At 70.0% G+C, this 19502-nt stretch carries 16 protein-coding genes and 1 tRNA gene; 7 read left to right on the top strand and 10 right to left on the bottom strand.

Annotated elements, in window-relative coordinates; translation table 11 throughout:
* Nucleotides 1-21: 21 nt before the first annotated feature.
* The 4 genes from SPOPO_RS0110885 to SPOPO_RS28980 all read right to left on the bottom strand — a co-directional run bounded on the left by SPOPO_RS0110885 (nucleotide 22) and on the right by SPOPO_RS28980 (nucleotide 5710).
* Nucleotides 22-1458 carry an ABC transporter substrate-binding protein gene (locus tag SPOPO_RS0110885; RefSeq protein ID WP_019874806.1) on the bottom strand — a complete coding sequence of 479 codons (1437 nt, stop codon included), beginning with the start codon at nucleotides 1456-1458 and terminating at the stop codon, nucleotides 22-24.
* Between the two features lie 77 nt (nucleotides 1459-1535).
* Nucleotides 1536-1976, bottom strand: coding sequence for a hypothetical protein (locus SPOPO_RS0110880; RefSeq protein WP_019874805.1), 441 nt, complete (start codon nucleotides 1974-1976; stop codon nucleotides 1536-1538).
* A complete protein-coding gene (locus SPOPO_RS0110875; RefSeq protein WP_084670985.1) occupies nucleotides 1973-3025 on the bottom strand; it encodes a phosphotransferase family protein in 1053 nt (350 codons plus the stop codon). Before SPOPO_RS0110875 ends, SPOPO_RS0110880 begins: the two co-directional genes overlap by 4 nt.
* Before the next feature lie 45 nt (nucleotides 3026-3070).
* Nucleotides 3071-5710, bottom strand: coding sequence for an AAA family ATPase (locus SPOPO_RS28980; protein WP_019874803.1), 2640 nt, complete (start codon nucleotides 5708-5710; stop codon nucleotides 3071-3073).
* Between the two features lie 103 nt (nucleotides 5711-5813).
* Between SPOPO_RS28980 and SPOPO_RS0110865 the strand changes: the two genes are divergently transcribed.
* A complete protein-coding gene (locus tag SPOPO_RS0110865; RefSeq protein ID WP_028984686.1) occupies nucleotides 5814-7301 on the top strand; it encodes an aldehyde dehydrogenase in 1488 nt (495 codons plus the stop codon).
* Between the two features lie 7 nt (nucleotides 7302-7308).
* Nucleotides 7309-8970 (top strand): flavin-containing monooxygenase, encoded by a 1662-nt coding sequence (locus SPOPO_RS0110860; protein WP_019874801.1) that lies wholly within the window; start codon nucleotides 7309-7311, stop codon nucleotides 8968-8970.
* Nucleotides 8971-8973: 3 nt separating this feature from the next.
* On the opposite strand, the gene SPOPO_RS0110855 is transcribed toward SPOPO_RS0110860, so the two are convergent.
* Complete coding sequence (locus tag SPOPO_RS0110855) at nucleotides 8974-10440, bottom strand: AMP-binding protein (RefSeq protein WP_033386261.1); 1467 nt, start codon at nucleotides 10438-10440, stop codon at nucleotides 8974-8976.
* A gap of 147 nt (nucleotides 10441-10587) precedes the next feature.
* Between SPOPO_RS0110855 and SPOPO_RS0110850 the strand changes: the two genes are divergently transcribed.
* The 5 genes from SPOPO_RS0110850 to SPOPO_RS0110830 are packed head-to-tail and all read left to right on the top strand — an operon-like array spanning nucleotide 10588 to nucleotide 14706.
* Nucleotides 10588-11805: an acyl-CoA dehydrogenase family protein gene (locus SPOPO_RS0110850; RefSeq protein ID WP_019874799.1), complete on the top strand. Its 1218-nt coding sequence runs from the start codon at nucleotides 10588-10590 to the stop codon at nucleotides 11803-11805.
* Entirely contained in the window at nucleotides 11798-12988 is a 1191-nt protein-coding gene (locus SPOPO_RS0110845) for a lipid-transfer protein (protein ID WP_019874798.1), read from the top strand. Before SPOPO_RS0110850 ends, SPOPO_RS0110845 begins: the two co-directional genes overlap by 8 nt.
* Nucleotides 12985-13446, top strand: coding sequence for a MaoC family dehydratase N-terminal domain-containing protein (locus tag SPOPO_RS0110840; protein WP_019874797.1), 462 nt, complete (start codon nucleotides 12985-12987; stop codon nucleotides 13444-13446). Before SPOPO_RS0110845 ends, SPOPO_RS0110840 begins: the two co-directional genes overlap by 4 nt.
* Nucleotides 13443-13853: a MaoC/PaaZ C-terminal domain-containing protein gene (locus tag SPOPO_RS0110835; RefSeq protein WP_019874796.1), complete on the top strand. Its 411-nt coding sequence runs from the start codon at nucleotides 13443-13445 to the stop codon at nucleotides 13851-13853. Before SPOPO_RS0110840 ends, SPOPO_RS0110835 begins: the two co-directional genes overlap by 4 nt.
* 25 nt (nucleotides 13854-13878) lie before the next feature.
* On the top strand, nucleotides 13879-14706 hold the full coding sequence (locus tag SPOPO_RS0110830) for an SDR family NAD(P)-dependent oxidoreductase (RefSeq protein ID WP_019874795.1): 828 nt from the start codon (nucleotides 13879-13881) through the stop codon (nucleotides 14704-14706).
* A gap of 323 nt (nucleotides 14707-15029) precedes the next feature.
* On the opposite strand, the gene SPOPO_RS0110825 is transcribed toward SPOPO_RS0110830, so the two are convergent.
* The 5 genes from SPOPO_RS0110825 to cysS form a co-directional block, all read right to left on the bottom strand.
* Nucleotides 15030-16205: a Fic family protein gene (locus tag SPOPO_RS0110825; protein ID WP_019874794.1), complete on the bottom strand. Its 1176-nt coding sequence runs from the start codon at nucleotides 16203-16205 to the stop codon at nucleotides 15030-15032.
* Between the two features lie 244 nt (nucleotides 16206-16449).
* Nucleotides 16450-16522, bottom strand: a tRNA-Thr gene (locus SPOPO_RS0110820).
* 28 nt (nucleotides 16523-16550) lie between these two features.
* Nucleotides 16551-16985: a CBS domain-containing protein gene (locus SPOPO_RS0110815; protein ID WP_019874793.1), complete on the bottom strand. Its 435-nt coding sequence runs from the start codon at nucleotides 16983-16985 to the stop codon at nucleotides 16551-16553.
* A 127-nt stretch (nucleotides 16986-17112) separates the two neighbouring features.
* The gene (gene rlmB, locus SPOPO_RS0110810; protein ID WP_019874792.1) at nucleotides 17113-18096 is read right to left on the bottom strand and encodes a 23S rRNA (guanosine(2251)-2'-O)-methyltransferase RlmB; all 984 of its coding nucleotides are present in this window, start codon (nucleotides 18094-18096) and stop codon (nucleotides 17113-17115) included.
* Nucleotides 18096-19487: a cysteine--tRNA ligase gene (gene cysS, locus SPOPO_RS0110805; RefSeq protein WP_028984683.1), complete on the bottom strand. Its 1392-nt coding sequence runs from the start codon at nucleotides 19485-19487 to the stop codon at nucleotides 18096-18098. The genes rlmB and cysS overlap by 1 nt, the downstream gene beginning before the upstream one ends.
* Nucleotides 19488-19502 lie beyond the last annotated feature (15 nt).

The following is a 19502-nucleotide window of genomic DNA, read 5'->3' as shown; positions in this document are numbered from 1 at the left end:
GTAGCCACTACCGTGGAGGTCTCAGCAGAAGAGCTTCGCACCCTGGGGCGCACTGAACTTGTTGTTGGCCACGCCCCACAGGAACGTGCAGGGCTTCGCGACCGCGTTCTTGCCCTTGGCGTAGGTCAGGGGGACGGTCAGCCCGCCCAGGGTCTCGTTCTTCACCGTCCACAGCCCGGCGAACAGGTCCGCCGAGGTCGGAGCGGCGGGGAGGTTCTTGCCGGCGAGAGCCAGCATCTCGCCGGCTACCCAGGCGAGCATCCCGGTCCCGCTCTCACCCACGGTCGGCCCGTAGGTCGCCATCGCGCGCCGGTAGTTCTCGACGGCGGGCAGTCCCTGACCCGTCGCGGGCGACGCGGTCGCCCCGGGCACCAAGGTGTCCTTGAGCGCAGGGATGGTCGGCATGTCCTTGGTGGCGTCGAGGCCGAGCAACATCACCTTCGGCCTGAAGCCCTGCACGGCGCAGTCCTGCACCAGGCGCGCGGCACCGGCGGTGTCCATCAGCAGGTAGATCGCGTCGATGTTCGCCTGCTTCATGCGCAGGCACTGGCTGGTGTAGCTCGGCGCAACCAGGGAGACCTGGTAGTTCTGGACGATGTACTTGCCCATCGGCGAGGCGAGCGTCTTGTCCCGGAAGTAGGTGCAGAGCGCAGCGACTTCGAGGCAGTAGAGCATCCCCATCTTGGAGGTGCCGCTGGACACCAGGAGCTGCAGTCCGGCCAGGATCTGATCGCCCAGGTGCGAGGTCACGGGAAACGAGACCGGCGAGGAGTACCAGCCGGGGTCGATGCCGTCCCCGAGCATGGGAACGTTCTTGCTGCGCATGTAGCTCTCGAGCTGGGGGAACCCGAACAGGTTGATGTTCCCGGCCATCGCCAGGATCTTGTCGCTCTCCACCAGACGCCGGGCCAGGGTGAGCGTGGTGGCCGGGTCGCCCTGGTCGTCAGCGACGATCAGTTTGATCGGGTGGCCGTTGAGCCCACCCTTGGCGTTCTGGTTCGCGACCCAGGCCTGGAGGGTCTTGGGCGCGCTCGCGGTCACCGCGCCCAGCACGCCCGACCACGGCCCGAGCATGCCGATCTTGACCTCGGACTTGTCGGCCACCTTCGGCGCCGTGGCCGCCGGGGCCGCCGCCGAACTCGGTGTGGCCGCTCCGCCCGGGGTCACACCAGCAGCAGGTTTGCCGGCCTTCGACCCCGCAGTGGTCGATCCGGGTGCTGCCGCCGCGTCGGGAACTGCCGGCGCCGCGACGCTGCCGACCGGGCCGGCCGCACTCGTGTCCACCGTCGCCGCGCCGGCGGCGCCGGTGGTGCTCGGGCCCCGCAGCGCCTCGGCGATCTCGGTGTCCGAGGCGCGGCTACCGCAGCCGCTGCCGACGATCAGCACCGCCGTGGTGACGGCGGTGGCGCGCAGCCACAGCGAGGGGCGCTTGGTCGTCGCGGAGGGGCGAGTCCTCATCGGAGCATCCTCACAGGAGGTCAACGGTGCATCGGGATCAGTCAACGCCGGTCGCAAGCGGCCGGCTGCAGTAATCGCTACCTGCGCGCCAACTCGGCGGCGATGTCTCTGCCCAGGGCGGCGAGGAAATCGCTGCGGAGGTGCTCGAGGAGGGGATCCGTGTCCTCGATCCCCGCCGGTGGTGTCGTCCAGAGAGCCGCCGCGGTGGCCTCGCACGCCGCCAGCACCTCGATCCGCCGCTCGTCCGCCCGGCCCTCAGGGTCAGCCGGCAGAGTTCCGAGCTCGGGGAGTGTCGCCGGCAGCAAGGCGTGCCACGCCGTCGCCGCACGGGCCAACTCTGCGGTGGGCGCCACTGTCCAGGCGTCGTCCTCGATCACCCGCGGGGCGAGTTCGCCGAGTACGCCGATGGCGGCGACGAGGACGGAGCGCCCGTAGTCGTCATCCTCGGCCAGGCGGGGCAGCACGCAGGAGCGCAGCTCCTCCCGCACCAGATTGAGCGCCGCGGCCGGGCTGATCATGAGACCTCCCGCAAGGCATCGAGCAACAACTGACGCATCGTCGGAAGGGTGTAGCTCCACCGGAGCAGGCGTAGGTCCGAGCTCACCCCGTGCGCGACGTTGTGCGCGGCGTTCACCCAGCCCACCGCGTTCATCGTCTGGAAGTAGACCTGCCAGAACCGGACGGCATCCCACCGCACACCCCGGCCCGAGTACTCCTCGTACAGGGCGACCAAGCGTTCGGGCTCCAGGATGTAGCTCGCGAGCGGAGAACCCATCCGGTTGGACGGGGCGAGGACCCAGGCGAGGTCCATCATCGGATCGCCGGGGGACGCGAGTTCCCAATCCAGTACACCGCTGATCGTGTGGTCGCCGAACAGCAGGTTCCCGGTCCGGTAGTCGCCGTGCACGAGCACGGTCTCGGCTGCATCCGGTGCGTGCGCGGTCAGCCAGCCGAGGGCGTAGGTCAGCAGCGGCTCAGGGCGCGCGGGGTGTGCCTCGATCGTGGTCCTCAGCGTCTCGACCCGGTCGCGCGCACCCTGGCCCGGGCCGGACCGGTCTCCCAGCCCCAGTCCCCTCCAGTCGAGGGCGTGGATCTCGGCGAGGAGCGCCACGAAGCGCTCCCCCAGCGGGCCCTCACCGGCCTGCCGCAGGAAGTCGCGACCGGCCGGCGACCACGGAACCAGCGCCGCGCCCTCCAGGCGGCTCATCCCGATGGTCGGTCCTCCGAGCTCGCCGCCGTCCGGGTCGTGCCAGAGCGGCAGCGGCGCCGGCACGGTCGTCCGCTCCAGCGCCTGCAGGGTCCGGAAGTGGCGCTCCGGGTCGGTCATCGCCCGGAGGATCCCGTCGTGGCGGTACCGACGAATGGCCACCGCGTAGTCCGAACCGCGGGAGTCGAGCCCGTCGACGAGGATCGTGTCGTCGGACATGCCCTGGCCGGCCACGCGCACCGAGCGAAGATCAAGTCCCTCAACACCCAGTCGTTCTTCCAGGTAACGGGTGAGTCCGGGGACCGAGACACCGGGCAGCACCTGCCGGTCGGTCCTCCGGGATTCCAGGCGGGTGGTCATGGTCGGAACGCTCCCGCGGAGCGAGGGTCCGGCCAGCCGTAATCGCTACTGGTCCTTGCCCACCGTGTCCATCGGGCCCGCGAGTACGTGGGCGGCCAGGTCCTCGCGGCGGCGGATGCCGAGTTTGTAGTAGATGCTCTGCAGCCGGGCCTCGACGGTTCGGACCGACAACCCGAGCCGCTCGGCGATGGCCTTGTTCGCATGGCCGGCGGCCGCGTAGCGCGCGGTCTCCTGCTCCGCCGGCGTCAACTGCTCACGCACCGAAAGGCCCTGCAACGCGGGTGTCTGCGCGCCCTCGCACTGCTCGGCCAGCAGCGCCGCCCGGCGCGTCGCCCCGGCCGCGCGCCGCGAGTCCCCGGCTCGTTGCCAGAGCATGCTGGCATCGCCCGAGGCCTCGGCGGCGAGCAGCAGCGCGCCGATGCTTTCGAAGTCCTCGCTGACCTGCGCAACGCCGGCGGCGTCGTGTGCAGCCACCGCCACGCCGTGCCGGGTGTACAGCGCCACCCAGGGGTTGTCGACCTCGGCGGCGAGCTCCGACAGTGGCTCGACGGCCTGCCGCGCGTGTCCGATGCGCACCAGGCCGTGCAGCGCTGCTGCGGCGGCGAGCACGTCACCACTGGCGCGGCCCTCCTCGGCCGTCTCGATGAACCGGTCGCGGGCCTGCAGGAGGTCGCCCTCGGCGACCGCCGTCCACCCCGCCGCCTGACCGATCAGACCGGCCGTGAACCCGTTGGGGCTGATCCCGGCGCGCTCGTTCGCGGCCAGGGACTCCCGCGCCTCGGCCGGCCGCTGACACAGCGCGTGGATCAGCGCGAGCAGTGGGGTCGCGTAGGCCCAACAGACGTCGTAACCCAGCTGCTCGCACAGCGCGATCGCCTCGTGCGTGACCTTCTCGGCCTTCGCCAGCCGTCCCTCTCGCAGGTGGTGGCCACCGAGCTGCCACGCCGCGAAGAGCTGCATCTCGGCGGACCCCCGGGCCAGACCCTCGTCGTACTGACGTCGGCACAGCTCGATGCTGTCGGCCAGCCGTCCGCTGTTGGCCACGATCTCGCTCAGGGTCGCCTCGTGGGCGAACCGCCACCACCCGAGATCGCCGGCCGCGCGGGCGCTGGATTCGACAAGGTCGATCTCCGCGTCGGCGAGATCCGCCTGTCCCATCCGGCTGAAGCACATCGCCCGGCCGATCCTGGCCGCGGCCATCGCCGCGGTCTCACCCTCGTCGATCGTCGGCACCGGAACCTCGACCGCTGCCCGCGGACCGGCGAGCAGCAGCGTGTTGATGACGCCGAGTCCTTGTCGGGCGGCCTCCAGTTCGGGATCTGGGGATTCCGCCTCCGCCAGGAGTTGCTTCATCTCCTCGGGACGGGCTCGCATGTACGCGATGCGCGCTCGTTCCAGGACGGCGCGCACCCGGTCGGGTCCCGAGACGTCAGCCGACAGCTCGGCGAGGAGCGCATCGGCCTCGTCGGGTTTGCCGTGCAGGAGCAGCAGTCCGGCCATGAGCAGCGAAGCCTCCGGCCCGGCGCCCGCCGACCGGGCCGCGGAGGCGAGACGCAGCGCCAGCGGCAGGTCCCACTGCCAGCGCGCGGCGTCGGCGGCCGCAAGCAACTGGTCGGCCCGACCGCCGCCCCCGGCCAGGCGCCAGGTGGCAACGCGGAGGACGTCGGTGCGACGACGCATCCCCGTCGCCTCGACCGTCTCGGCCAACACCCGGGCCAGACGACGCGACTGCAGTCCGCTCAATCGACTGCGCAGCACCTCTCCGTAGATCGGATGCGCCAGACGTAGTTCCAGGCGCTGTCCGTCGCTCCGGCTCGCGACCAGACCGAGCGCCTCCAGTCGGTCCGCGGTCTCGACGTCGGAGAGGGTCTCCAGCTCTCGAGCTCCCAGCGGCTCGCCGATCGCCAGGAGTTCCAGCAGGGTGCGTTCCTCGCCGTCGAGGCGGGTGAGCCGGGCTTCCACGAGCTCGACGAGGCGGTCGGAGGGGGCAGACTCGCCGACCAACCGCCAGAGGCCGTGCTCGTGCCGCAAACTCCCGTCGGCCAGACCGGCCGTCACCAACTCGCGCAGGAAGAGCATGTTGTTCTGGCTTCGCTGGATGAGGGTGGTGAGTGCGGCGCTGTCCACCGGCCCGCCCAGGACCGTGGTCAGCAGCTGCTCCAGTGCGGCCGGCGCAAGGTCGGTGATGTCCAACCGTTCGAGCAGCCCGTCCTTCCACAAGCCGGTGATGGCGTCCGGCGCGATCTCCCGTGGCCGCAGCGTCAGCAGCAGGAACACCTCGGGGCGCTGCGCGAGCTGGGCGATCAGAGCGGCCGAGGCGACATCCAGCAGGTGGGCGTCATCCACCAGCACACAGACGCGGCCCGATCCTGCCTGCGCAACGATGTGACGCACCGCGTGCGGCATGAAGGCGCTGGGTTCGTCGGCCGGGGCATCGACGCCGCCGGACGCCGAGAGCATCGAGGCCATCGCGCCCAAGGGGACGGCCGCGGCCGCCTGACTCGCGCTCGCGACGAACGTGGTCATTCCCCGGTGTTGCAGCGAAAGCAGGAACTCACGGGCCAGGCGGGTCTTGCCCGAACCGGCCGGGGCCACCAGGACCGCGCCGGGCCGGCCGCGGTCGGCAGCGAGACGACGCAGCAGCGCCTGCTCCTCGTCGCGCCCCACCAGCGGCCATTCGGTCATCGTGCGACGTTACCGCCCGCAACGGCCCGCCCGTAGCGACTACTGCTGACCAGGTGCCGCGGACGAGGTCGACTGCTGTCATCCGACTTCGGAGGCGTTCGACGTGACTGTGACAACCCAGCTTCCTTCGCTGCGCAACAGCGGGCGATTCTTCATCGGCGGAGAGTGGGTCGAACCCTCGTCGTCGTCGATGATCGAGGTGATCGACTCCGGGACCGAGGAGCCGTTCTTCCAGGTGGCGGAGGCCCAGGCCGCCGACATGGATCGCGCCGTCGGTGCCGCGCGCGCCGCCTTCGACCACGGCCCCTGGCCGCGGCTCTCCCACGCCGAGCGGGCGGAGTACCTGCGCGCCTTCGGCGACCGCCTGCGCGAACGGGCGGACGAGATCGCCGAGATCTGGCCGCGCGAGTCCGGCATCCTCGCCCCGCACGCACGGGGCTCTGTCCCCAAGTCCGCGAACGCCTGGAACTTCTACGCCGACCTGGCCACCAGCTACGCGTTCGAGGACGTCGTCAAGCCCAGCGCAGGCGCCTTCGGGCTCCTGGTCCGTGAACCGGTCGGCGTGGTGGGCGCGATCATCCCGTGGAACTCCGCCATCACGATGATCACCTACAAGGTGGCGCCGGCCCTGCTGGCCGGCTGCACGGTCGTGCTCAAGTGCTCGCCCGAGGCTCCCGGCGAAGGTTACGTCTGCGCCGAGATCGCCCGCGAGATCGGGCTTCCGCCCGGGGTGCTCAATGTGGTGACCGCCGATCGAGCGGTGTCGGAGTTGCTGGTCACCGACCCGCGCGTCGACAAGATCACGTTCACCGGCTCCACCGCCGCGGGACGACGGATCGCGAGCCTGTGCGGCGACCGGATCGCGCGCTGCACCCTCGAGCTGGGCGGCAAGTCCGCGGCGGTCGTCCTCGACGACGCCGACCTCTCCGCCGCCGCCAAGGCCCTCGCCATGGCCGAGTGCATCCTCAGCGGCCAGGTCTGCTCCTCGCTGACCCGGGTCGTCGTCACCCGGGCCCGGCACGACGAACTCGTCGACGCTCTGGCCGCCCAGTTCGCCTCGGTCATCGTCGGCAGCCCCTTCGATCCGCAGTCGCAGATGGGTCCCCTCGCCGCGAGCCGGCACCGCGACCGGGTCGAGAGCCACATCGCGACGGGCATCGCCGAGGGCGCGCAACTCGTCGTGGGCGGCAAACGGCCGCCCCACCTCGATCGCGGCTGGTTCGTCGAACCCACGCTGTTCAGCCACGTCGACAACCGCGCCTCCCTCGCCCGGGAGGAGACATTCGGTCCCGTGCTCAGCGTGATCCCCGCCGGCGACGAGGCGGAGGCTGTCCGGATCGCCAACGACACCGTCTACGGGCTGAACGCGTCGGTCTTCACCGCGGACGTCGACCGGGCCCGTGCGGTGGCCGGCGAGCTCCGAGCCGGAACGGTCGGCCACAACGCCTTCCGGACGGATTTCGGGATGGCGTTCGGTGGCTTCAAGCAGTCGGGCATCGGACGGGAGGGCGGCACCGAGGGCGTGCTCCCGTTCCTGGAGACGAAGTCCGTGATTCTGGACGGGCCGCCCGCCCGCTACCGGGCCGAGTGAGGTCGTCGTGAGCACGGAATCCCCGACCCCGCCGGCCGAGTTCGCCCCGTTGCCCACGCGTTGCGAGGTCCTGATCGTGGGCGCCGGGTTCGGTGGCATCTATGCCCTGCACCGGCTGCGCGGTCTGGGTTTCGACGCCCATGTCGTGGAGGCCGGCGGCGGGGTGGGCGGAACCTGGTACTGGAACCGCTACCCCGGAGCCCGTTGCGACGTCCCGAGCGTCCAGTACTCCTACTCCTTCGACGAGGACCTGCAGCAGGACTGGGTGTGGACCGAGCGGTACGCCGCGCAACCGGAGATCCTCGCCTACATCGAACACGTCGTGGACAGGTTCGACCTGGCCTCGGGCATCACCCTGAACACCCGGGTCGCCGCGGCCGATCTGGACGAGTCGGGGACCTCGTGGACCGTCCGCACCGATTCCGGAGCGGTCGTGCAGGCGAAGTTCCTGATCGCCGCCGTGGGCGGACTGTCGTCCCCGCAGATCCCCGACCTGCCCGGGATCGAAAGCTTCCAGGGTGAGATCCACCATCCCGGAGCGTGGCCGCACGACGGCGTCGACCTGGCGGGCAAGCGGGTCGGCATCATCGGAACCGGGTCCTCAGGCGTCCAGATGATTCCCCTGGTCGCTCAGGAAGCCGATCATCTGACGGTGTTTCAGCGCACGCCGTGCTATTCCATCCCGGCGGGCAACCGACCTCTCACGGAAGAGGAGCTCGCCCAGGTCAAGGCCACCTACCCGGAGCTGCGCCAGGCCGGGTTGAGGGCGAGCAACAGCCAGGTCTATCCGACCGAGGGTCGCCCGATGCTCGCGGATCCGCCGGAGCTGCGGCAGGAAGTCCTGCGGCGCTATTGGGCGGACGGCGGCCTGGGCATCGCACGGGCCTACACCGACACCTCGACCGACCCCGTCGCCGGCGAGTACCTGTCCCAGTTCATCCGCGACCGGATCGCGGACATCGTCAGCGATCCGGACAAGCGGGAAGCCCTGACGCCGCGGTCGTTCCCGTTCAACGGGCGCCGACCGACCCTGGACACCAACTACTACCGCACCTTCAACCTTCCGCACGTCGACCTCGTCGACGTCCGCGCGCACCCGATCACCGGCCTGACCCCGACCGGGCTACGGACCGACGAGGCGGAGTACGACCTCGACCTCATCGTGTTCGCCACCGGCTACGACGCGATGACCGGTTCGCTGTTCCGGTTGAACGTCAGCGGACGGGACGGGCGCAACCTGCGCGACGCCTGGGCCGACGGCCCCCAGACCTTTCTGGGTCTTGCGGTGCACCAGTTCCCGAACTTCTTCGTCATCGCGGGTCCGGGCAGTCCCTCCGTTCTCGCCACCGTCGTCCTGGCCATCGAGCAGCAGGTCGAATGGCTCGGAGACCTGCTCGTGCACGCCCGGACCGTGGGAGCCGATTCGATCGAGGCCACCCCGGACGCGCAGGAGGACTGGATGCACGAGGTCCGGACGGCGTACGAGAAGTCGGCCTTCAACGGCGTCGACTCCTGGTACGTCGGTGCGAACATTCCCGGCAAGCCGCGGGTGATCCTGCCGTACGCGGGGGGAGCGACGACGTATCGCGCCGTGTGCGACGAGGTCGCCGCGCAGGGATATCGGGGTCTACGACTCGCCTCGGTCGTCCAGCCGTCCACCAACGCGTAGGGCTCACGCTCCCAGGCGTTCGGCCCGCAGCGCGGACCGGCGTACCTTGCCGGCATCGTCGCGAAGCGGCGCCTCCGTGCGTTCGAGCGACCGCGGAACCTTGTACGGGGCCAGGCGATCCCGGACGTGGGCGAACAACTCGGCGTCCTCCACCGGCATCGCGAGCTGGATGAGAGCGTGCGGGACCGAACCCAGGTCCTCGTGCGGCAGCCCGATGACACAGCTCGACCGGACCGCCGGATGCTCGTCCAGCACCGCCTCGATCTCGGCCGGGTACACGTTCGCTCCACCGACGACGAACATGTCGGTCCGCCGGTCGGTGATGTACACGTAGCCGTCGGAGTCCACCCGACCCATGTCCCCCAGCGACTCCCATCCGTCGGCCGACGCTCGCGCCTCCGCGCCGATGTAGCGGTACGGCGACGGGGCGCCGGCACCGCGGCGCAGCCAGAGCTCGCCGACCAGCCCTGGCTCGAGGGGGTCACCGCTCTCGTCCCTCACCTCGATCTCGCCGACGGCCGGGCGTCCCACCGACCCGGGGTGTTCCAGCCACTCGTCGCCGCGGATCACGCACATCGCCTGACCCTCGGACCCGCCGTACATCTCCCAGATCCGATCGGCGCCGAGCCAGTCGATCCACGCCCGCTTCAACCACGCCGGGCACGGCGCCGCCATGTGGAACACGATCTCGACCGATCCGACGTCGCGGCCGAGCCGCTCGGCATCCGGCAGCCGCAGGATCCGCTGCATCATGGTCGGCACCAGATAGCACCACCCGATCCGGTGCCGCTCGATCAGCTCAAGTACCCCGTCGGGGTCGAAGCGGGTCATGAGCACGACGTGACTTCCCCGCAGCAGGCTGTTGACGGTGATCGAGAACGGGGCGCTGTGCGACAGCGGCGCCGGCATCAGCACGCAGCCGCCGTAGGGCAGGCCCATCAGCTTGGCCGCGGTGCTGGCGTCCTCGGCCACTGCAGCCTTGCTCGACACGATCAGCTTCGGCCGACCGGTGCTGCCGCCGCTGGTAATGATCTTCCAGACCGGAGACACCAGGGCGGGGCCCGGTTCACGGTCGGCCCGGTCGGCTCGGTCAGCCGCGGACATCTGTTCAACCGTGAGATCGGTGCCCTCCGCACCGGCCTCGCCCACCACCAGGGCGGGTGCGGCCAGCTCGAGGATCTGCCGTCGTTCGGCGGCGGGAAGCCGGTGCGAGAAGGGCGCGGGGGTGGCTCCGATCCACCAGGTCGCGAACAGCGCCTGCACGAGTTCGATGCAGTTCGGCAGCCCGATGCTGACGACGTCGCCGCGCCGCACGCCGCGGGCCGAGAACTCGGCCGCGACGGCGCGCACGCCGGCGAGGAGTTCCGCCCGGCTCACCGTCCGGTCCTCGCACGTCACCGCCGGACGATCCGGCTCCGCCAGGGCAAGAGCCTCCAGCGCCGAGCCGAACGGCGTGCCTGTCTCGCGCATCGTCACTGGTGCCTCCGTCGATGTCGTGGACCCGACATCACGCTAGGAAGGACGCCCACGGTCGACACGCGTAAGCGCTACTGGACGTCCCAAGCCCAGTAGTGATTGCGGTGGGCGGCCTGCCGACGCGGCTGCAGAGTTCATCGCATGACGACGACATTCGCCTCCCCCGGGCTGACCGATCGCGTGCGCGAGTTACGCGGCACCATGCTCGATTTCATCGACAACGAGGTCTGCCCCGCCGAGCACCTCATCGACGCCGGCGGCGAGCAACGGGCCAAGGTGGTGGCCGAACTGCGCGCCGAGGCCCAACGCCGCGGCCTGTGGGCGCTCGGCCACCCGGTCGCCCTCGGCGGACAGGGTCTGTCGTTCATGGAGTTCGTCCACCTGAACGAGATCATCGGCCGCTCCGAGCACGGCATGCTCGCCGTCGGCTCCATGACCCAGCACGACACGATCATGTGGGACCGCTACGGAACCGAGGCCCAGAAGGAGCGGTGGCTCACGGGCCTGGTCAACGGCGACTACCCCTGGATCGCCATCGGCCTGACCGAACCGGACGCGGCCGGCTCCGACCCCACCCAGATGCAGACCACGGCCGTGCTCGACGGCGACGAGTGGGTTATCAACGGGGCCAAGTGGTTCACCTCCTGGGCCAACCTCGCGCCCGCCGTCCTGGTCTGGGCCAAGACCGATCCGGACGCGCCGCCCCACCGTCAGTTCTCGGCGATCATCGTGCCGACCGACACACCGGGCTACGAGCTCGTCCGCGTCATCCGCACGATGGGGCACGAAGGCGGCAACCACTGCGAGCTGCGCTTCACCGATGTCCGGGTGCCGAAGGAGAACCTGTTCGGCCCGCGCGGCAACGCCTTCGCGGTGGCGCAGGGCCGGCTCGGGCCGGGTCGCATCTTCCACTGCATGCGCTGGCTCGGTCAGATGCAGCGCGCGTTCGAGTTGATGTGCGAGCGCGCCCGAACGCGCTACGCCCACGGGTCCTACCTGCACGAGAAGGGCGAGATCCGCCGCTACATCGCCGAGTCCGCCGCCGACATCCAGGCCCATCGGCTCATGACCCTGGAGGCCGCCCGCGTGGTCGACCAGGGCGGTGACGACCGGGTGGCCATCAGCCTCATCAAGTTCCGCGGCGCGGAGTACCTGCACAACGTCATCGACCGGGCGATTCAGGTCTACGGAGCCATGGGGGTCACCGAGGACACCCCGCTGGCCAAGATGTATCGCGACGCTCGCTACGCCCGTCTCTACGACGGCCCTGACGAAGTTCACCGCATGGTCGTCGCCCGCCGCCTGGTCCAACCCGGGGCGGCTGCGCCCTGGTCCTTCGAGGGAGTGAGCAATGTCTGACGTCGTTGTTGCCGGGGTCGGCATGATCCCGTTCGCCAAGCCGGGCACATCGGATTCCTACGACGTGATGGGGGAAGCGGCGGCACGCGCGGCCCTCGCGGACTCCGGTCTGGACTACCAACGGGTCCAGCAGGCGTACGTGGGCTACGTGTACGGGGACTCGACATCGGGCCAGGCCGCGCTCTACGGCGTCGGCCTGTCGGGGGTGCCGATCGTCAACGTCAACAACAACTGCTCGACCGGCTCGTCCGCGCTGTGGCTGGCGCGGCAGGCCGTCGCGTCCGGCATGGTGGATTGCGTTCTGGCGCTGGGCTTCGAACAGATGCGCAAGGGCGCCCTCAACGCGGTGTTCGACGACCGGCCCGACGCGCTCGGCCGGACCAACCAGGCGATGGACCGCATCCAGACCCGCACGGAGGCCCCGCAGGCCGCCCAGATGTTCGGCGGTGCCGGAGCGGAGTACGCCGAGCGCTACGGGGTCAACCCGGCGCTATTCGCGAAGATCTCGGTCAAGGCCCGCCGGCACGCCGCCAACAACCCGTACGCGGTGTTCCGCAATCTCGTCACCGAGGACGAGGTGCTGAACTCCCCCCACATCTACGGTCCGCTGACGCGGCTGCAGTGCTGCCCGCCCACCTGCGGCGCCGCGGCCGCGGTCATCTGCAGCGCGGAGTTCGCCGCCCGTCACGGCGTGCGGGCACCGGTCCGCATTCGCGCGCAGGCGATGACCACCGACGGGCCAGGCACCTTCGACGACGGCACCTCCATGATCAACCTCGTCGGCTACGAGATGGCCAAGCGCGCCGCCGATCAGGTCTACGCAGAGTCCGGCGTCGATCCCCTGGACATCCGGGTGGCCGAGCTGCACGACTGCTTCTCCACCAACGAAGTCCTCAGCTACGAGTCGTTGGGCCTGGTCGAGGAGGGCGGGGCGGAGAAGTTCGTTCTCGCCGGCGACAACACCTACGGCGGTCGCGTCGTCACCAACCCGTCCGGGGGGCTGCTGTCCAAGGGCCACCCCCTGGGCGCGACCGGGCTCGCCCAGTGCGCGGAACTGGTGTGGCAACTGCGCGGCGAAGCCGGGGCGCGCCAGGTCGAAGGGAACCTCCCGCTCGCCCTTCAGCACAACCTCGGTCTGGGCGGCGCCTGCGTCGTCACGCTCTACGAACGGGCCGGCCGATGAGCTTCGCCCACGCGGTCGGACTGACGACCCCACCGGTCGAAATGACGGTCGAACGCGGCCGGCTGCGGTTGTTCGCGCAGTCGACCGGTGAGACGGACCCGGTGTACACCGACGTCGACGCGGCGCGACGGGCCGGGTTCCCCGACCTTCTCGTCCCGCCGACCTATCTGTTCGGGGTCGAACTGGAAGGACCCGCACCGACGGGGTGGCTCGATGAGCTCGGCGTCGACCTGCGGGCGCTCCTGCACGGCGGGCAGGAGTTCACCTACCTCTCCCCGGTGTTCGCCGGCGACGTCGTCCAGGCGCGGAGCACCCTCGTCGACACGTACGAGAAGAAGGGCGGCGCCCTGAAGTTCCTCGTCCGGGAGACCGAGGTCACCCGTGCCGGCGAGGTGGTCGCCTGCCTGCGCACGACGCTGGTCGTGCGTGAGCTCGAGACGGCGGGAGAATCACGATGACCGTCCTCGAGCTGGCCCCCGGCACCACGCTGCCGCCGTTGCAGGGCCCCGACCTGACGAGAACAGTGCTCGCGCTGTTCGCCGGCGGCTCCGGCGATCTCAACCCGATCCATCTCGACCTCGACGTCGCCCGGTCCGCCGGCCTCGACGACGTCTTCGCGCAAGGAATGCTCTCGATGGCCGTGCTCGGCCGTCTGCTCACCGGCTGGACCGATCAGCGCAACCTGCGGGCGTTCCGCGTGCGCTTCGCGTCCATCACGCCGGTCAACGCGCAGCCGCTCTGCACCGGAACCGTGGTCGCCGTCGACGAAAGAGACGGCGAACGGCAGGCCACGGTCGAACTCACCGTGACCCTGGCCGACGGGACCGTCACCCTCACCGGTGACGCCGTCGTCGCCCTCCCCTGAACGCAACCCGATCAAGGAGCAACTCGTGGGAAAGCTCGACAGCAAGGTGGCAATCGTCTCCGGCTCCGGTCGCGGGATCGGCCGGGAGATCGCGCTGAAGCTGGCGTCGGACGGGGCGTCGGTCGTGGTCAACGACCTCGATGCGGAGCCGGCGAAGGAAACCGCCGCTGCGATCGAGGCCCTCGGCGGGCAAGCCGTGACCTGCGTGGGCAGTGTGACCGAGGCGGGCTTCGCGGACCGGTTCGTCCAGACCGCGGAAGAGGCTTTCGGCGGGCTCGACATCATCGTCAACAACGCCGGCTACACCTGGGACTCCGTGATCCAGAAGATGACGGACGAGCAGTGGGACGCGATCCTGGACCTCCACCTCAAGGCGCCGTTCCAGATCCTGCGAGCCGCGCAGCCCGTGATCTCCCGAGCCGTGAAGGCAGCACAGCAGGCCGGTGAGCCCGTGCCGTGCCGCAAGGTCGTCAACATCTCCTCGGTCGCGGGTCTGGGCGGCAACGTCGGCCAGAGCAACTACGCGGCCGCCAAGGCGGGCATCGTCGGCCTGACGAAGACGCTGGCCAAGGAGTGGGGCCGCTACAACGTGACGGTGAACTGCGTCGCGTACGGGTTCATCCTGACCCGGCTGACCGAGGTGGCCGCCGGCGGCGCGACGCTCGAGGTCGACGGTCGCGAGCTCAAGGTCGGAGTCAACCCGGAGTTCCTGGAGCAGGCCAAGACGCTCATTCCGCTCGGGCGGCCGGGAACGCCGGCCGAGGCGGCCGGCGCCGCCTACCTGTTCTGCCAACCGGAGTCCGACTACGTCAGCGGCGAGGTCCTCCTCTGCGGCGGGGGATACCGGATCTGACGTGGAGATCCGGCACCTGACGGTGCCGGGTCGGGACGGCACGGGAGTGCCCGTCCGGGTGTACGTGCCGGCGGATCGCTCCCGTCCGTCCCCCGGACTCGGGTACTGCCAGGGGGCCCTCCATGCCTTCAGCAACGGCACGGGATGATTGTGCTCCGAAAGCCGACAGCACCGCGTCGAGGTCCGCCCCGCGCACAACCGTGATGCAACCGCCGGCGTCGCGGGGCAGCCTGAGGGTGTCGAGCAGGGTCTTTTCCTGGTCGGACTGGCTGTTCAACGATTCCCCCAATGAAGGTGTCACATCTGTGATCATGGCCGTTCCGTCATCGACGAGCGATCACCTCGAGGACCTGCCGGCAGACGAAAATCCGGCCGTAGGTGCCGCCGGTGAGCTCGCGGATGACGCCGAGTTCTTCGAGCTTGCGTAGGGCATTGTTGGCCGGCGGGTAGGTGACGTTGTGGCGGTGGGCGGCCTCGCTCGGGGTGATGTACGGGTAGCCGATCAGGTCTTCGGCGATGTCGAGGATCACTCCGCGTGCCTTGTTGACTCGGATCAGGTCCAGGATCTGCTGACGGATCGTCAGTAGATCATCGGTGCGGTTGATCATGTCGCGAGCTTGGGCGACGACGGCGTGACAGAAGAACTGGATCCACTCGTCGTACTGCCCGGTGAGGGAGACGTTGAGGAGGTGATCCTTGTACTGCTCCTTGCGGTCTTCGAACCACGGAGAGATGTTCAGTAGCGGGAAGCTGAGCGCCTGCTCCTGCACCAGCTGCAGCACCACGATGAGGCGGCCGATGCGGCCGTTGCCGTCACTGAACGGGTGCAAGGTCTCGAACTGGTAGTGCCCCAGGGCGCACTTCACCACCAGTGCGAGATCGTCCTCGGCGTTGATCCAGGACTCCCACGCGCTCACTCCGTCGATCAGGACCGCCCCAGGGGGAGGGGGCACAAAGCGGGCGTGCTGGACACCGCGACCTTCGTCGCCGATCGCGACATGACGTTGTCTAAGTTGCCCGGCGTCGTAGTGATCGCCACGGGTTCCCTTGACCAGGATCCCCTGCAACTCGTTGATGACGGTCACACAGATCGGCTTCTTGGCGATCAGCTCCAGCCCGCGTTCGGCGGCGCGGACGAAGTTCATGACTTCGCGGACCTCGGGGCTGCGGCGGGAATCCTCGACGAAGTCGGCCTCCAGCACCTCGGCGATGGGCGCGTAGGTGCCTTCCAACGCCGAGGTGCTCTGGGCTTCGCGGCGCAGCGCCGGCCGGACCAACAGGCTCGGGTTGGGCAAGCGGCGTACGCCGGCTTCCAACTCGCCGATCGCCTGATGCGCGGCCGCGACTGCCTTGTGCGTCCGACTGGACAAGGTGACGTCCGCGGGCAACGGCGCCGGGACGAACGCGAACGTGTTCATCTGCTGGTCCGACAGCGCGTCGTGCAGCGTGACCGGCTGCAGCGCCCCGATCGGGGACTTTCGAAGCTGCTTGACCTGCACGGCTCCCCCAGTTCGCGGGCACTGGGTCGGATCCTTCCAGTCCAAGCCCACAATTTATAGGACAACGGCACTTCCTATAAATTCACGATCGAGATTTATAGGATGCGGATTCCCTGAAGTCCACGGCGCCAGCAGACCCGACAGGCCATGGCGGTCACCCGCGGTGACCGATGCGTTGGCCATGAATTGGCTGGCATGAGTCGGACTCAACTCATCGAGTAAGCACGTTTCCGCAGGTCAGAAGAGCCGGCGGCCGGACTTGAACCGGCAACCTTTCGATTACAAGTCGAGTGCGCTACCAATTGCGCCACGCCGGCGAAGGGCCCAGCGTACCGGGGGCCGGAGTCAGCCGGCGGAGGAGATGTAGTCGACGAGAGCCTGGCGTTCGGTTTCGAGTTCGTCCATCCGATGCTTGACGATGTCGCCGATGCTGACGAGCCCGGCGAGGCGGCCGTCGACCAGGACCGGGATGTGCCGGACGCGGCGTTCGGTCATCACGCGGGTGAGGTCGTCGAGGCTCTCCTCGGGGTGACAGGTGTGGACCTCGGCGGTCGCGATCGCCGAGACCGGGGCGGCGAGGATGTCGGCCCCGCCCTCGTGGAGCGCTCGGGCGATGTCGCGCTCGGAGACGATGCCGACGACGGTCACACCGTCGGCGGAGAGGACGCACGCACCGATTCGGCGCTCGACCATCACGGACAGAAAGTCCCGCACCGGGGTGTCGGGCTGCACCGTGAAGACTTCGGTGCCCTTGTTACGCAACACGTCGGAGATCCGCATGACGTCCTCCTTGCTCCCGCGGACGAGCCGGTAAACGCAGAGTAGGCCGATCGGGTTCGCGAAGAAATGCCCGCTGAGCTCGGGAAATAGTTCACGAGCTCGACCGGGGTCAGTGCCTGAGCACCTCTCAGGAGGAGCGGCGGCGCGAGATCTCGTAGAGCGCGATCCCGGCCGCCACGCCCGCGTTCAGCGATTCCGTCGCACCCGGCATCGGAATCCGGACCCGCACGTCGGCCGCCTCGGACACCAGCCGCGAGACGCCCTTGCCCTCCGCGCCGATCACGAGCACCAGCGGATCGCCCGCGAGTTCGAGGTCCCCGATCGTGACGTCGCCGTCACCGTCGAGCGCCGCGACCATCAAGCCCGCCTTCTGGTACGCGACCAGCGCGCGGGTCAGGTTCGTGCAGCGCGCCACGGGGAGCCGGGCCGCGGCACCGGCGGCGGTCTTCCACGCCCCCGCGGTCATGCCCGCGGCGCGACGTTCCGGGATGAGCACGCCGTGCGCACCGAACGCCTCCGCCGACCGCAGCACCGCGCCGAGGTTCCGCGGGTCGGTGACGCCGTCGAGCGCCACGATCAGCGGCGCCGCCCGCCCCGCGCGCGCCAGCAGGTCGTCCGCGTGCGCGTACTCGTACGGCGGCACCTGCAGCACCAGCCCCTGGTGCAACGCCCGGGCCGTCATCTTGTCGAGCTCGGCGCGCGGCGCCTCCAGCAGCGGGATGCCGTTCTGCGCGCAGTACTTCAACGCCTCCCGCACCCGGTCGTCGGAGTCGATGCGCTCGGCCACGAACAGCGCCGACGCCGGGATTCCGGCCTCCAACGCCTCCAGCACCGAGTTGCGTCCGATGACGAGCTCGCCGGAGTCTTTCGGTGCCTTGCCCGACGGCTTGCCCGTGCGCGAGGGACCGGTCGCCGGTCGTCGCCCCGCGGCCTCCCGCTTCGCCGCCGCGGCAGCGCGGCGCGCGGCCGGGTGCCCGGTGCGCTCGGTCGCCTTCGGCGTCGGCCCCTTCGGCGCGAGCGCCCGGCGGGCCTGGCCGCCCGACCCGACCGTCGCGCCCTTCTTCGACGCGCCCTTGCGGACCGCGCCCTGTCGCTTGCTGTTGCCCGCCATCAGGCCTCCGGGTTGCCGACGGTCCAGCGCGGGCCGTGGGGGGTGTCCTCGATGACCACGCCGGCGGCGCGGAGGCGATCACGGATCGCGTCCGCCGCGGCGTAGTCCTTGCGTTCGCGGGCCGCGGCCCGCTGCTCAAGCGCCAACGCGACGAGGCCGTCGACGACCGCGTGCAGGTCACTGCCGGAGGAGTCCGCCCACGCAACCGGGTCGAGCCCGAGCACCCCGAGCATCGCCCGCGCCTCGGCCAGCCGGGCCGTCACGGTGTCCTTGTCCCCGGCCGCGATGGCGGTGTTGCCCTCCCGCACCGCGGTGTGCACGGCCGCGAGCGCCAGCGGAGTCCCGAGGTCGTCGTTCATCGCGTCCGCGAACGCGGCAGGAACCTGACCCGGCGTCACGTCGCCGACCAGGTCAGTCGCGTTGCGGACGAACGTCTCGATGCGGCCGTAGGCGGTGGCCGCCTCGGCGAGCGACTCCTCCGAGTACTCGACCATCGAGCGGTAGTGCGGCGCGGCCAGGAAGTACCGCAGCTCGACGGGCCGCACCCGCTTCACGATCTCCGAGACCAGCAGGGAGTTGCCGAGCGACTTGCTCATCTTCTCGCCCGACATCGTCACCCAGCCGTTGTGCAGCCAGTACCGGGCGAACTCCTCCCCGGCGGCCTTCGACTGAGCGATCTCGTTCTCGTGGTGCGGGAACACCAGGTCCAGACCACCGCCGTGAATGTCGAAGCGGTCCCCGAGGTACTTCCCGGCCATGGCCGAGCACTCCAGGTGCCAACCCGGCCGGCCCGGCCCCCACGGGGTCTCCCAGAACGGCTCCCCCGGCTTCGCCGACTTCCACAACGCGAAGTCGCGCGGGTCCCGCTTGTGCGTCTCGGCGTCGGTGTCGCCGGCGGCCTGCATCGCGTCCGGCTTCTGCCCCGACAGCGCGCCGTAGTCGGCGAAGGACCCGACGGAGAAGTAGACGTCACCCCCAGCGGCGTAGGCGGCGCCCCGCTCGATCAGCCGGCGCATCAGCACGATCATCTCCGGCACGTGCCCCGTCGCCCGCGGCTCCACCGTCGGGCGCAGGCAGCCGAGGACGTCGTACGCCCAGGCGAACGCGTTCTCGTTCGTCTGCGCCACCTGCCACCACGGCACGCCCTGCTCGTCGGCCTTGCGGAGGATCTTGTCGTCGATGTCGGTGACGTTCCGGACGAACGTGACCGTGCAGCCGGTGTGCTCCAGCCACCGCCGCAGGATGTCGAAGTTGACGCCGGACCGGATGTGCCCGATGTGCGGCGGGGCCTGGACGGTCGCCCCACACAGATAGATCGACGCCCGGCCGGGCTCGGCGGGCACAAAATCCCTGGTCGAACGGGTCGCGGTGTCGTACAAACGCAGCGTCACACGTCCCAGCCTAAC

Source organism: Sporichthya polymorpha DSM 43042 (genome assembly GCF_000384115.1).
Lineage (GTDB): Bacteria > Actinomycetota > Actinomycetes > Sporichthyales > Sporichthyaceae > Sporichthya > Sporichthya polymorpha.
Note: the sequence above shows the minus strand (reverse complement) of the source record. Positions and strands in the feature narration are given on the sequence as shown.